The following is a 13,346-nucleotide window of genomic DNA, read 5'->3' as shown; positions in this document are numbered from 1 at the left end:
AGTTTAATTTCACGTGAAATTTTTTCGTTTTTCTAAACACAAATGTAAGTTCTTTAAAGATTTGCATGCCAAATAAACCCTATCAGGTTTCAGTTTTTTGGATTACGCTACATGACTGTGAGACATAGAAAAGTTGTATACGACGCCTAAGATATCAAAGACTGTTTTCTTCTCATACCTATGGGATTTTCGTCCGTTTTTCTGTAAGAGATTAAACAGACGAAAGAGAATCTTTGTTAATTCTTGGGTGTCTTTTTGTAAAGATTGATAAATAAGTGGAAAATAATCTTTGATGATATAAATTGCTTTATATTCACTTAATTCTCGTTTCTTCTTGATGAGGAGTAATTGGCGCATTTGAAACATGGTGGAGGAACAAAGAAGGATACTTATTAATTGTCCGTATAAGTGACATTCTAGTCGTTCTAATTTTACAGAATTACAGTGATGAATACGAAAAAATGATTTCCATGTTTTAAAAATAAGTTCAATTTGCCAGCGTAAGGAGTAAAAATCGTATACTTGTTCCTTTGGTAGATATTCTAAAGGAATATTTGTAATGTAAAAGTTAATTGCACTAAGCCTCTTACTACGTTCTTTATAGGTAATTTGCTTCTTATGTTCTTTAGATGCTAAATCCTTTTGCCTACGTTTCATTTGTGTTTCAGTTAATTTGTACAGAATGAGTCTTGCAGGAAGTTTTTGATACATTCCAATATAAATTTCGGGAATTTCATATGTTTCACCTGACTGTAATTGGTCAATGAATTGCTCCATATCTAATTGGATGTACTCAGAGTGCTTTTTTATTGTTCCATTTTGAAAGTATTCAGGCTCATTATTCTTTTGATATATACGTGTATTGAGCTTTAATCTTGAAATAAAATAAGCATTACACTCTTCTATAGTATGTAAGTCTTTTAGGTCGAAGTATCCTAAATCACGTATACATATATCGTTCGGTTGAAGGGACGCTAAACAAGTAGAACCATACGTTTTATCATTGTGCTTTCCCGATCCTACATGAATATGAAGAAATTGACCACTTAGTAAATCATACTCTAGTTGAATTTTCACACCAGCATTTTGACCACTACCACCTGAACCTTGATATATAGAAGTGAATTTATCCGGAATTTGAAAATGTGTAGAATCCAATACACGAATACGTCGAAAATAGTTTGTATACAAAGTTGGAATCTTGTTAGAAGAACAAAATTGTTGGTGAAGTAAATGTGCTAAGAGTTGTTGTAAAAACTGAACAGCCTGAGAATTAAAACGTTGATTGAGTCCTTCTGGACTCATAGAAATGCCTGTGTTAGCTTCTAATCGACTACTTAATTGTACCAATGAAGTATGGGCAATATTTTGACTTAACCAAATACATAGAGCCACTAAATCTTGTGCGCGGTATTTACTTTTTCGTTTAACAAATCCTACATTTTTAGCTAATTGCTCTAAAGCATCAGGTGACATATATCGTTGCAATTCTTTGGAAAACAATTCTAATTCATCAGAAATCGATAAATTCATACTAAAACGCCATCCTTTCCTATGATTCTATAGAAAGAATAGCGTATTTTTTCATTTTAGGGGGAATTTTGTTTTATTAGCTTGATAGCGATGGGGTGGGACCCCTATAATCGTCGAAAATATAAAAATAAAGTTAATTTTAACGTATATGTATTTTATTTATATATATAATTTTTATAAATATATTGAGCTAAAGGGTTTAAACTACTCCTAATTTCACTTCAATTTATAAAAGGCTAATCGTTAATAATTTAAAAAGGGGTTTAAAAAATTAGAGACATATAGTATCATTAGATTCCGGACCGAACGGTCCGGAATCATGTGTGAATATATTTAAAAGGAGAAATTTATGCAGAAAGAAAAATTAAAGATTCTAGGCAATTTAATTAGGGGGATAATAAAGTGAACTTTATAAAAACGAATAAAAAAGATCTTATTATGTTAGTAGTTTTTACAATGTTTGTAATACTTCAGATTGGCGTCCTCATATTAGTAGGAGTATCACTTTTAACTAATGTAAATTTAGTTGAATCAGAATTTGCCAATACTGCCGCCGCTTTTATTGTACCTGCTATTATAGGTATAAGTTTCTATAGGAAAGAAATTATTCAAAGTTTTTCTTATTTTAAAGAGAAAACAATTTTGAAAGTAGTAAGTATTCCTATGGTGGTTTTACTTACGGGAATTCTAGAAAAATTTGTTACGAAATTTCTAGTAAATACAGATCAGTCCGTGAATCAAGATGCCGTTAATCAAGCCGCTTCAGAGGTACCTTTTATATTTGCATTGATTTTAGTTGGTGTTGCAGGTCCAATAGTCGAGGAAATTATATTTCGTCATATATTAGTAAATAAATTTTCTAGTTATGTTGGTACTGCTATTGCATCAATCATTTCCATTCTAATTTTTACAGTTCTTCATTCACAAAACCTTTCCGATTTTGCTATTTATTTACCAGGCTCGGTGATATTTACTGTGGCTTATCTTATTTCTAAAAGATCCCTTGCATATATCATAGCAATACATGTGTTAAACAATGTCCTTAGTTTAATTCTGTAAGAAACTAGATCGCTTTCTGTCACCTTAAGGTTTTAGACTATTTTTTAAGTTAAAAACACGTTACTATTTTCTTATGTAAATAATGAAGACCTAGTTCTAATTTGTAACATTGAAGAAAAGAGTACAAGTGAACTAACTTCTCACTTAAAAGAAATATTCGATATTCCATATGTTAATTTTGAAGGTAAGAACATAAATAACGTAAAGAAAATAGCTATCGTTGCAGGTTGTGGCGACAAAGTAAGTTGGATGGAGGAAGCTGAAAAAAGAGGAGTTCAAGCCTATATCACTGGCGAAATCCATTGCCATATTGATAACGAATATGGTAAACAAAGATACAAACAAATGATGGGTTATGTTTCTAATACTTCGATGTCTTTAATCGGCGTTTCCCATTCTGCATCAGAATATCTGGTCCATAAAACATTGATGAAGGAATGGTTTGAGAATAACTTTGATATTGAAACAGTTTTAATTCCACAGGAAAAATGGTGGTTATAAAGTTATTAAGTAATATTTAAAAGAGCTTGGGAATTCAAGCTCTTTTTTTCGAATTTAGCTGAGAATTATATCGTGAAAACTAGATGTTTCAGTCTATGCATATTGCTGAAGTTTTAGGTCTAGCACCCCAAAAATGAAAAAAACAAGCCGAATTTTCATAAATAACTGTAAAAAAGTAAAATTCTCGTTATGGGGGTGTCTTAAAATCTTAGCTTGATGGGCATGGGGCCCGCCCCACAACCATCAACTTAAGGATTTAAACTATTTTTATGAATATGCACCAAAAACAAGAGTTATATCGATTTTTCTCATTTTGGGGTATTTGTTTTTCTTAGATTGATGGTGATGGGGCACTACTCTATAATGATCAAATTAAAATTTAAAATAGTTATAGAGACTCCATTTCTCGGAAATATTGCAACTATTAAGTTGTAAAAAGAACCGTAGTTTTTCATTTTTGAAAAAGCTAGGGTCCTTTTTAGTTGTAGCAAAGATATAATGGGAGGAAGTTTTTCTAAATCAAAAAAAATTGATTAATAAGTTGCATAATAAACTCACTAGCGTATATACTATAAACATCAAAAAAATTGATGAAAGGAGAGTGAACTACAATGGCACAAAATTTTCAGTTATATGAGAAAAAATTCAAAGCATTAGCGGATCAGAAGCGTTTAGAGATTATGTATGAACTTTGCCAGCGAGGCCAGACTTGTGTATGTGATTTAGCAGAGGTCTTTGAAATGACACAATCTAAGTTGTCCTATCATTTAAAGGTTTTATTAGATGCAGGTTTAATTGTGAAAGAAACAAAAGGTACGTGGAGTTATTATGATTTAAATGATGCGGAAGTAAATAATTTATTATCAGAAGAATTATGCTGTATCTTTAGAAAAACAGGGAAAGGTAGTTGCTGTTAAAATTTTGAGTCATTAATCAAAAAAAATTGATTAATAATATATAAAGAGGAGGAATAAGCTATGAGATATGTTCACGTCGGTATAAACGTTACGGATTTAGAGAAGTCTATTGAATTTTACGAAAAGGTATTTGGTGTGTCACCAGTTAAGGTGAAGGTGGATTATGCAAAATTTTTATTAGAGACGCCAGGACTTAATTTCACGCTGAACGTAAGAGATGAAGTGAAGGGAAACCAAGTAAATCATTTCGGTTTCCAAGTGGATACAGCTGAAGAGATTACATTGCATAAAGAAAGATTAGAAAAAGAAGGGTTCTTTGCACGTGATGAGATGGATACGACTTGTTGCTATGCAGTACAAGATAAGTTTTGGGTAACAGATCCTGACGGGAACGAGTGGGAATTCTTTTATACAAAAGCACAGAGTGATGTTCATAAAATTGAAGATCCATCTTGTTGTACGACTTCTAACGTAGTAGAACAAAATTCTTGTTGTTAATAGGAGATGGAAAATAAAATGAAACGTTTATCTTTTCTAGATCGATATTTAACACTATGGATTTTTCTAGCTATGGCTGTTGGGATTGGTTTAGGGTTTGTGTTTCCTAGTGTAGTAGACGGACTACATACATTACAGGTTGGAACGACGTCTATTCCACTTGCTGTTGGTTTAATTGTAATGATGTATCCACCATTAGCGAAAGTTCGCTATGAGGAAATGGGCCGAGTATTTAAAGATGTAAAAGTGTTAGTTCTATCTTTAGTACAAAACTGGATTATTGGTCCGGTACTTATGTTTGTGTTAGCAATTATTTTTCTTCCTGATAAACCAGAATACATGGTTGGTCTCATTATGATTGGGTTAGCACGTTGCATTGCGATGGTCATTGTTTGGAACGATCTTGCCGATGGAGATAAAGAGTATGCGGCAGGTTTAGTTGCTTTTAATTCGGTATTCCAAATGCTTTTTTTCTCAGTTTATGCATACGTATTTGTAACTGTAATTCCAGAATGGTTAGGGATTGAAGGTGCTATTGTCGATATTACAATGATAGAAGTAGCAAAATCAGTATTTATCTATTTGGGAATTCCTTTTATAGCAGGTATGTTGACACGCTTTGTACTAGTTAAGTTAAAAGGAAGACAGTGGTATGAAAAGGTGTTTATACCTAAAATTAGTCCACTTACATTACTTGCATTGCTATTTACGATCGTCATTATGTTTTCTTTAAAAGGAGAGATGATTGTTAGCGTGCCACTAGATGTGGTAAGAATAGCGATTCCGTTATTAATCTATTTTATTGTAATGTTTTTTGTATCTTTCTTTATGGGAAGAAAAATTGGTGCAAACTATCCGGTGACGACAACGTTAGCATTTACAGCAGGTAGTAATAACTTTGAGTTAGCAATTGCTGTAGCAGTTGGGGTGTTTGGTATTCATTCAGGCGCAGCATTTGCAGCAGTTATCGGACCATTAGTTGAAGTACCTGTAATGATTGCACTTGTAAACGTTGCTTTTTGGTTTAAACGTAAATATTTTAATGATCAACCAGCATAATTTAAAAACAAAGGTGGAAAACAACATGGAAAACAAAAAGACAATCTATTTCTTATGCACAGGAAATTCATGCCGAAGCCAAATGGCAGAAGCATGGGGCAAACAATGTTTAGGTGATAAATGGAATGTATATTCTGCAGGAATTGAAGCACATGGAGTAAATCCAAATGCAATTAAAGCAATGAACGAAGTAAATATCGACATAACAAATCAAACATCAGATATAATTGATGCAAACATTTTAAATAGTGCTGATTTAGTCGTTACGCTGTGTAGTCATGCGGATTCTGTTTGTCCATCTACTCCGCCGCATGTAAATCGTGTTCATTGGGGATTTGATGATCCAGCAGGAAAAGAGTGGTCCGAATTTCAACGTGTTCGTGATGAAATTGGTGAACGTATAAAGCGATTTTCTGAAACAGGGGAGTAAATAAAGGAAAGAGTCAATCTTCTATCTTATAGGGGATTGGCTCTTTTTTATTATGTATTTCATTTACTTATCGCATCGCTTTAAAACCACTCTTGAAAATAATACAGAATATTATGTGAAAGTGGTAAAGTTAGAATAGAACAGTTTAAAAAAGGGGATGTAACGTATGATCTGTGAACTAAGCAAGAATGATTTTTATAGGTGTAATAGTTTAGTGAATGAACAAGGTCAATTAGAGGTACGTGCTGTAATTGCAGGAGTGAACCCTGGTCGTATATTTGTAGATAATAGTACTGCTCCTAATTCGGGACTTATTTGGTTAGGTAATAATGATGGATTCTTCTTCATTGGAGATTCTGCAAATGAAGAGTTTAATAAAGAAATGAATCATTTTATTAATAATGTAATAGTACCTGAGGCGAGGAAGGTAGGACTAGATTGCTTTGAAGGAATCGGTAATCATTCAAAATGGAACAAAACAATTGAAAGAATATTTCAGCACCGTAAATTAAAGAGTTGGAATCAAAGAGTGTATACGCTAAGAAAAGAGGATTATGACAATCATCATGAGCCTAAATTTGAACAGGGATATACTGTGCTGAAAATGAGTAAAGCTCTCTATGAAAATAATAACAATACATTTAAGAATATTGATTTTTTACAATCAAAAATTTTAGAGTTTTGGTCTTCACCGGATTGTTTTTTCGATGAGGGAATCGGTTATTGCGTTGTTTATGATGATCTAATTGTAAGTGTATGTTTTTCAGGTTTTGTATTTGCAAATATACATTGTATAGATATTGAAACGATAAAAGGTCACCAAGGGAGAAAATTAGCTCAAAAGATAGCGCATAGTTTTGTGAAAGATTGTTTGGAGAATGATATTATTCCATATTGGGACTGTATGGAATTGAACAAGCCTTCTGTTGCAGTTGTGGAAAATGTAGGGTTTACAAATATATTTAACTATGTGGGATATTATTTTTTATTTGAATAATCTAGGTATACTTTACAATTTACACTTTGAGGTTGCCCAATCATTATATATATCTACAATTTAAAAAAGAAAGCATATGAGGTGTCCGAAAATGAAAATACAAATAGTATTGTTTGATGGTTTCGGAGAACTTGTCTCTTTCGCACCGTTTGAGGTACTGAAAAGAGCGATAGAAGAAGGGGCTCCATTTACAATTGAATTCGTTTCGAGTGAACAAAAACAAGAAGTTACGACTTCATTTGGAGTTACGGTTAAACTACATGATTTTTTACGAATGGATAATAGGCCAGATTTGTTAATTGTACCTGGTGGTGGCTGGAATCATAAAGCAGAGCATGGGGCACGAAAGCAAGCAGAGCTTGGTACTTTGACCGAAATGATTAGCGAGATGCACAATGCAGGAACAATTGTTGCTGGTGTGTGTACAGGAGGTATGCTATTAGCTGCCTCTGGTATATTGAACGGTCGAAAGGCAACGATGCACTATTTGGCACAGGATGAAATGAGTGAATACGGGGCAGAGCTTCTTCATTACAGAATTGCGGATCAAGGGGATATTATCACTGCAAGAGGAGTTACTTCAGGAGTTGATTTGGGACTTTGGATCACGGAAAGATTCGCAAGCCCTAAAATTGCGGCTGCCGTTGAATACAGAATGGAATATGAGAGGCGAGGTGTTGTTTGGAAGTAATTTGACTTCTTTTTTATCCCGCATTAACGGGCAGTAAGACTCCCACCACAAAATTCAACGAATGGGAGGGCTGCCCGTAAAAAACCAATGGATATGTACTAATAATCAGTGGGGGTGACAAAACTCCTACTGATTAAAGTTTCATTTTATAATTTTTCACCTTATTAAAAGTAGATTTGTTAGAAAGGATAATCATTTATTGATATAATGAATGGATGCGTGGCAGGAAATAGATAGAAAGATACTGCTAGTAATTTATACTTAAAATGTAGGGAGATTGAACAGAGTTATGGGGACAGAAAAAGAAATTAGTTCCGCTAAATTAATATGGAAGATGACGCGCCCACATACATTAACGGCGACATTTTCTCCTGTAATTTTAGGAACAGTGGCATCACTTTATATTGCCAAAATTGATTGGCTGTTATTTATTGCGATGATGGTTGCATGTTTAGCATTGCAAATAGCAACGAACTTATTTAATGAGTACTATGATTTCAAACGTGGATTAGATACCGCTGAATCCGTTGGCATCGGTGGTGGAATTGTCCGTCATGGATTGAAGCCAAAAAATGTGTTAACAGTTGCGCTTTTATTGTATGTAGTAGCAGCTTTTATTGGCATTTATATTTGTATGAATAGTAGTTGGTGGTTAGTGGTTATTGGTTTAATTGGGATGGCAGTTGGCTATTTATATACAGGTGGTCCACTACCAATTGCGTACACCCCGTTTGGAGAATTAGTTTCTGGATTGTTAATGGGGACATGTTTTGTACTCATTGCTTTCTTTATTCAAACGAATACTGTAACGATTGAAAGTGTATTGATTTCCATTCCAATTGGAATTTTAGTCGGTGCAATCAATATGTCGAATAACATCAGAGATATCGAAGAAGATATTAAAGGTGGAAGAAAGACATTAGTAATCCTCCTTGGGAGAGAGAAAGCTGTGGTAACACTAGCGGTAGCCTTTTTCATTGCGTATTTATGGATTGCCGTAATTGTATTAATGGGTTATATAAGCCCTTGGGCATTAGTTATGTTCCTAGGTTTGAGAAAGCCAATTTCTGCGATTCAAAGTTTCCAAAAAGGGGCAAAGGATCCCGGATATATGCGCATCGCAATGAAATCAACAGCAATGACAAATACGATTTTCGGCTTCTTATTGTCAGCAGGATTATTAATTAGTTATTTGTTTTAAATAAAAAATATTATTACGTGACTAAACCCCAATTTCTCGATTTTAATATGGAGAGATTGGGGTTTTATTTTTATAGCGTGTATTTTCCCTTTTAATCAAAAGCAAACTTTAAAAACAAATAAAAATATCAAGCATGTGAGCATCAAGAACGGAAGTGCATGAAATATACATCTTTAGCTTGATGGGTATGTGGCGGTACCCCTATGCCAATCAAGCTAATATTTTGAAATGCCCCAAAAACGAAAATTTTATCTTTTCATAGGTGTCCATGAGAGTTGAACTCATTTTTTCGTTTTGGGGTAATTTTGAATTCTTAAATTGATGGCAATATGGTGAGACCCTTTAATCATAATTAGCATTATGATAATCGTTATTTAAGCTGGGCACTCTTCCATGGGGACGATATTCTATGTGAAAGGTATTATGTTATTACTTGTACTGAGGCTCTTCATGTTCAATTTGTTGAAGACGAGGATTTAAAGATTCAATAATTTCTTGAGTTTGTTGTGCTGCACCTTTATATAATTGTTTTGCTTGCTTGTTATCAGTATCAAGAACAAATCCTTCTAGGCATGCTTGAGCACTCTTTAATCCAGCGATAGTTTGTTTAAGTTTAGTACTTACTGTCATGTAGTATTCCTCCTTGTAAATGTACTTCAAAATATAGAGTGCCTATTTTATTATCATTGTACGACTTCCAATTTTAGGGTTATGCGAATGAGAAATTTTATAGTTAATCATTCAAAGAGGGATTTTTTTAGCTAATAGATGCATGGAATAGTTTTGTCCCAATAACAAAAACTAACAGAAATAAAACGATAATATATAAAGGAGATTAAATGTGCTGAAAAAGATAAGAAGAATTTTCCGAGTATTCCTCTTTTTATTTATCGGTGGATGTTTAGTTCTGTTTGTTTGGGGTGAAATTGACAGAACGATAGCAGAAAAAAATGGGGTATTTAGCCAAAATTCTAGTCAATACCCTATGCGTCAAAGTGATATTATTTTGTATACAGATGGGAAACAGTTAAACAATCAACTATTCTCAGATATAGAGCAAGCAAAGCATTACGTGCATGTTAACTTTTTTTCTATTGCTGATGATAAAGTAAGCCATCAGTTTCTAGAGTTATTGCGGAAAAAAAGTCAAGAAGGTGTAGAAGTATACTATGCTTTGGACAGGTTAGGTGGAATTTTACTAAAGAAAAAGGAAAGAGAATTATTAGTTAAAAAAGGAGTTCATTTTACATATTACAATAAACCTGCTTTCCCTTATCTTTTTTCTTCTTTGGATCATCGGAATCATCGTCGTATTTCAGTTATTGATGGAAAGGTTGGTTACATTGGTGGATTCAACATTGGAAAGAAGTATTTGGGAGAAAAAGAAAAACTTGGTTATTGGAGAGATTATCATCTTCAAATACGAGGAGAAGGAGTTCAAGATTTAGAACAACAATTTGTATTAGACTGGAAGAGAAACTCAGAGAAACCGATTCCGATACACAATGCGGTAAAGGAAAAGGGAGCAACCTCGCAACGATTTACTGCATATTATAGTGGAGAAAAACTTGGGCAAGATTATAAAATGCTGTTTCAACAAGCAAAAGAATCCATTATTATATTAACACCTTATTTTATACCAAAAGACAGAACTATTTGGAACGCATTAGTAGATGCAAGAAAGAGGGGAGTCCGTGTCAAAATTCTATTCTCACCTCATTCGGATGCACTATTAGTTAAAGAAGCAGCATATCCATATATCCGAAAAGCATTAAAACAGGGGATGGAAGTATATGGTTACAAAAATGGGGTGTTACACGGTAAAGTATTTTTGATTGATGAAAAAGTATTGATGGTTGGGACCGTGAATTTTGATTCACGTTCGTTTCATTTAAATGAGGAAATGAACTGTTATATTCATGACCCTATCTATATTTCGAGAATAAAGCCAGTGATTAATGCAGACTTACAAAATTCAAAGCAAGTAACATCCTCTGACGTCAACCAATTATCTATAAAAGAAAAAATAAAAGAAAAGGTTGCAAAAATGTTTGAGTATTATTTGTAAAGACAATGTATTTTTATACTTGGATAACAGGGGCTATATGCTTAGTGATTTTACATATTTTCCATGGAATCAGCTGGGCAGTTGCTACAAGTTCGATAGAAAAGGCTGTGATTGATGTATTCCACGATCTCTTCGTGGAGAAGCAATGGCATGGCTTTAGGACCAGTATTAGATCTTTGGGTAATAAAATCATTTTCATTCTATTATCTATTTCTTCTATGTACAGGATTAGCACTTGTTGCATTCATACTTGTACTTGGTACAAAAATACCATCAATTCAACATGCATCAAAAAAACGCTAAGCAAAAATACAATAAGCTGCCCATATGGACAGCTTATTTACATAATTTTCGTTACAGGTAGTTCATTATTTATAAGTTAAACTCATTTATTTTTTACTCTCTTTACTTGACTTTGTTATGGAAGAAAAAGTATAAATTACAAGGGCTAACCAAATAAAGGTAAAAGCTATAAAATGAGCTTTTGTTAACGTTTCGTTATAAAGAAAAACACCGGCTATTAGTGACAGAGTTGGTGAAATATATTGGAGAATACCAAGCATAGATAATGAAACTTTTTTAGCACACTTTGTAAATAATAAAAGTGGTAGAGCTGTTACTATGCCACTCCCTATTAATAATAAACTGGTTGAAACAGAATTGAAAAATTGTATTTGAGATTGAAACATCAAGTAAGTCAAATATACTAACGCAATAGGCGAAATTACCATCGTTTCAAGTGTTAATCCAATGACTGAATCTGTTTTAATCATTTTTTTGGCTAAACCATAAAATCCAAAGGTAAGCGCCAAACTAAGAGAAATCCAAGGAATCACACCATAATGGAACGTTAGTGTTAATACACCAATGCCTGCTAATATAAATGCAAGAATTTGAGAACCACTTAACTTTTCTTTTAATGCGATTACACCGATTAACATACTTGTTAAAGGATTAATGTATTGACCAAGACTTGCTTCTAATATTTTTCCATTAAGCACTGCCCACATAAAGATACCCCAGTTTGAACTAATCAGTACAGAAGCAATAATAAGTGACCAAACTAATTTTGGATTTTTAACAATTTCTTTCATGAATTCAACATATGTAGACCATTTCTTCATGAAAAATAAAAGTACAAGCATAAAAATAAAGGACCAAAAGACTCGTTGTGCTAGAATTTCTCCTGAAGATACGTGTTGAATAAGCTTCCAGTAAATTGGAGTAATACCCCACATAATATAAGAAAGTACTGCAAACACAATGCCATCTTTTTCATTATTTAATTTCATTCTGAGCCTTCTTCCTAAATATTTAAGTGTTAAATTACCTGGTTTGTTTTAAATAACTATTAGTAGTAGGGTAGCAGGGAAAGTAGTGGTGTAATCCACTTTTTCTTTTTCGATAACGCTATTCATTTTTTATACATTCCTATCCTGGCATGGTTTTTGGGTTATTGGATTAGCAGAAAAACTGTATAAAATCTAGTATACTCCTAGCATGTTGTTTTCTTAGGTTGATGGCGGTATCCCATCAACCTAAGAAAACAGGTCACCCCCAAAATGATAAATAGGCTTTTTTCACAATAAAACCTAAAAATTTCGTTTTGGGGGTGTTATAAAACTTTATCTTGATGGAAATGGGGCGGTACCCCTGGTTTTAAGTTAAAAAAACCCCCGGAAATAAACCTTTTATAAATATGATTATTTTATTTCGAGGGGCTCCTTATAAATCTTAGCTATATATTTTACGAAATCAATGACGGGATAGTGTATGAGGGAACGGTGCTGCGTAAAACGGATCCCTTCTTTTTCCATTTTTGAAATGAGTTGTTCAATTTCCAACTCTTTTTGTTGTATCCTATTATAATTTTGATATACAATGTTTTTCCATTGATAGGAAGAACCGTGAAAAAAATTCTCCCCTTTTACCCTGTGACTAAATATAATTTCTATTTTTTCTCTTCGTTGTTTTTCCTTCATATGCGCTTCCGTTGACTGCATGTTTATCGCCTCTTCCCTTTTTGTTGTATACTGTTTCACAAAATTTGGTCTAACTCATCATAGCCAATGTGTATTAAGCTTGTTGGGAATTGTCGTTTAAGGCTATCTCATCAACTATATTTTTTTCAAGCGCTTAATCTAATATATTGGATTATAATCTTACGTCTAAATAAGTTGATAGTGTATATAAAACACTATCAATCTTTATTATAAAACGATTCTTTATAGGCATGCACCTTTTTACACTCACCAAAATTTACAACATGACGAGTATCTTTATCCATGAATGTTATTCTGTATTTACTGAGGTTAGTTTTTATTTTGACTAACTAACATATTGTTTGCCTCAATATCTATTTTATAAAAAAGAAAATAGATGTAACGGTCCC

The 13,346-nt window shown here is 33.2% G+C and carries 13 protein-coding genes and 2 pseudogenes; 11 read left to right on the top strand and 4 right to left on the bottom strand.

The genetic code is table 11. The features are described from left to right. Window positions 1-102: 102 nt before the first annotated feature. A complete protein-coding gene (locus AB6801_RS19020) occupies window positions 103-1,533 on the bottom strand; it encodes an IS4 family transposase (protein ID WP_097813898.1) in 1,431 nt (476 codons plus the stop codon). A gap of 402 nt (window positions 1,534-1,935) precedes the next feature. Between AB6801_RS19020 and AB6801_RS19015 the strand changes: the two genes are divergently transcribed. The 9 genes and pseudogenes from AB6801_RS19015 (at window position 1,936) to menA (ending at window position 8,886) form a co-directional block, all read left to right on the top strand. Further along, window positions 1,936-2,592: a CPBP family intramembrane glutamic endopeptidase gene (locus AB6801_RS19015; RefSeq protein WP_061663671.1), complete on the top strand. Its 657-nt coding sequence runs from the start codon at window positions 1,936-1,938 to the stop codon at window positions 2,590-2,592. Between the two features lie 84 nt (window positions 2,593-2,676). After that, a pseudogene (locus AB6801_RS19010) lies at window positions 2,677-3,093 on the top strand (Nif3-like dinuclear metal center hexameric protein); the annotation flags it as partial. A 611-nt stretch (window positions 3,094-3,704) separates the two neighbouring features. Beyond that, a complete protein-coding gene (arsR, locus tag AB6801_RS19005) occupies window positions 3,705-4,010 on the top strand; it encodes an arsenical resistance operon transcriptional regulator ArsR (protein WP_002103330.1) in 306 nt (101 codons plus the stop codon). A 60-nt stretch (window positions 4,011-4,070) separates the two neighbouring features. Continuing rightward, window positions 4,071-4,508, top strand: a complete 438-nt coding sequence (locus AB6801_RS19000) for an ArsI/CadI family heavy metal resistance metalloenzyme (RefSeq protein ID WP_001270993.1) — start codon at window positions 4,071-4,073, stop codon at window positions 4,506-4,508. Window positions 4,509-4,526: 18 nt separating this feature from the next. After that, window positions 4,527-5,567, top strand: a complete 1,041-nt coding sequence (gene arsB / locus AB6801_RS18995) for an ACR3 family arsenite efflux transporter (protein WP_000826532.1) — start codon at window positions 4,527-4,529, stop codon at window positions 5,565-5,567. A 25-nt stretch (window positions 5,568-5,592) separates the two neighbouring features. Continuing rightward, on the top strand, window positions 5,593-5,997 hold the full coding sequence (gene arsC, locus AB6801_RS18990) for an arsenate reductase (thioredoxin) (protein ID WP_097999659.1): 405 nt from the start codon (window positions 5,593-5,595) through the stop codon (window positions 5,995-5,997). A gap of 166 nt (window positions 5,998-6,163) precedes the next feature. Continuing rightward, window positions 6,164-6,994: a GNAT family N-acetyltransferase gene (locus AB6801_RS18985; protein WP_370941120.1), complete on the top strand. Its 831-nt coding sequence runs from the start codon at window positions 6,164-6,166 to the stop codon at window positions 6,992-6,994. Window positions 6,995-7,085: 91 nt separating this feature from the next. Continuing rightward, window positions 7,086-7,685, top strand: a complete 600-nt coding sequence (locus AB6801_RS18980; RefSeq protein WP_000701557.1) for a DJ-1/PfpI family protein — start codon at window positions 7,086-7,088, stop codon at window positions 7,683-7,685. Between the two features lie 289 nt (window positions 7,686-7,974). After that, on the top strand, window positions 7,975-8,886 hold the full coding sequence (gene menA, locus AB6801_RS18975) for a 1,4-dihydroxy-2-naphthoate polyprenyltransferase (RefSeq protein WP_000536355.1): 912 nt from the start codon (window positions 7,975-7,977) through the stop codon (window positions 8,884-8,886). 429 nt (window positions 8,887-9,315) lie between these two features. On the opposite strand, the gene AB6801_RS18970 is transcribed toward menA, so the two are convergent. After that, the gene (locus AB6801_RS18970) at window positions 9,316-9,516 is read right to left on the bottom strand and encodes a DUF1657 domain-containing protein (protein ID WP_000218933.1); all 201 of its coding nucleotides are present in this window, start codon (window positions 9,514-9,516) and stop codon (window positions 9,316-9,318) included. 211 nt (window positions 9,517-9,727) lie between these two features. Between AB6801_RS18970 and AB6801_RS18965 the strand changes: the two genes are divergently transcribed. Further along, window positions 9,728-10,954, top strand: a complete 1,227-nt coding sequence (locus tag AB6801_RS18965; protein WP_000913873.1) for a phospholipase D-like domain-containing protein — start codon at window positions 9,728-9,730, stop codon at window positions 10,952-10,954. Next, window positions 10,942-11,251, top strand: a pseudogene (locus AB6801_RS18960) (MFS transporter); the annotation flags it as partial. The gene AB6801_RS18965 and the pseudogene AB6801_RS18960, both read left to right, overlap by 13 nt. 92 nt (window positions 11,252-11,343) lie before the next feature. On the opposite strand, the gene rarD reads toward AB6801_RS18960, so the two are convergent. Both rarD and AB6801_RS18950 read right to left on the bottom strand, forming a co-directional pair. Next, window positions 11,344-12,246, bottom strand: coding sequence for an EamA family transporter RarD (rarD, locus tag AB6801_RS18955; protein WP_000773903.1), 903 nt, complete (start codon window positions 12,244-12,246; stop codon window positions 11,344-11,346). Window positions 12,247-12,657: 411 nt separating this feature from the next. Further along, window positions 12,658-12,957 carry a hypothetical protein gene (locus AB6801_RS18950; protein ID WP_001191994.1) on the bottom strand — a complete coding sequence of 100 codons (300 nt, stop codon included), beginning with the start codon at window positions 12,955-12,957 and terminating at the stop codon, window positions 12,658-12,660. Between the last annotated feature and the right edge of the window lie 389 nt (window positions 12,958-13,346).

The organism is Bacillus sp. RCC_6_1 (assembly GCF_041360755.1).
GTDB classification, from domain to species: domain Bacteria; phylum Bacillota; class Bacilli; order Bacillales; family Bacillaceae_G; genus Bacillus_A; species Bacillus_A cereus.
Note: the sequence above shows the minus strand (reverse complement) of the source record. Positions and strands in the feature narration are given on the sequence as shown.

Excerpts from the sequence above, each read along its gene's own strand:
- rarD (WP_000773903.1), bottom strand. The coding sequence starts at position 12,246 with ATGAAATTAAATAATGAAAAAGATGGCATTGTGTTTGCAGTACTTTCT.
- arsB (WP_000826532.1), top strand. The coding sequence starts at position 4,527 with ATGAAACGTTTATCTTTTCTAGATCGATATTTAACACTATGGATTTTT.
- menA (WP_000536355.1), top strand. The coding sequence starts at position 7,975 with ATGGGGACAGAAAAAGAAATTAGTTCCGCTAAATTAATATGGAAGATG.
- AB6801_RS18970 (WP_000218933.1), bottom strand. The coding sequence starts at position 9,516 with ATGACAGTAAGTACTAAACTTAAACAAACTATCGCTGGATTAAAGAGT.
- AB6801_RS19020 (WP_097813898.1), bottom strand. The coding sequence starts at position 1,533 with ATGAATTTATCGATTTCTGATGAATTAGAATTGTTTTCCAAAGAATTG.
- arsC (WP_097999659.1), top strand. The coding sequence starts at position 5,593 with ATGGAAAACAAAAAGACAATCTATTTCTTATGCACAGGAAATTCATGC.
- arsR (WP_002103330.1), top strand. The coding sequence starts at position 3,705 with ATGGCACAAAATTTTCAGTTATATGAGAAAAAATTCAAAGCATTAGCG.
- AB6801_RS18950 (WP_001191994.1), bottom strand. The coding sequence starts at position 12,957 with ATGCAGTCAACGGAAGCGCATATGAAGGAAAAACAACGAAGAGAAAAA.
- AB6801_RS18985 (WP_370941120.1), top strand. The coding sequence starts at position 6,164 with ATGATCTGTGAACTAAGCAAGAATGATTTTTATAGGTGTAATAGTTTA.
- AB6801_RS19000 (WP_001270993.1), top strand. The coding sequence starts at position 4,071 with ATGAGATATGTTCACGTCGGTATAAACGTTACGGATTTAGAGAAGTCT.
- AB6801_RS18980 (WP_000701557.1), top strand. The coding sequence starts at position 7,086 with ATGAAAATACAAATAGTATTGTTTGATGGTTTCGGAGAACTTGTCTCT.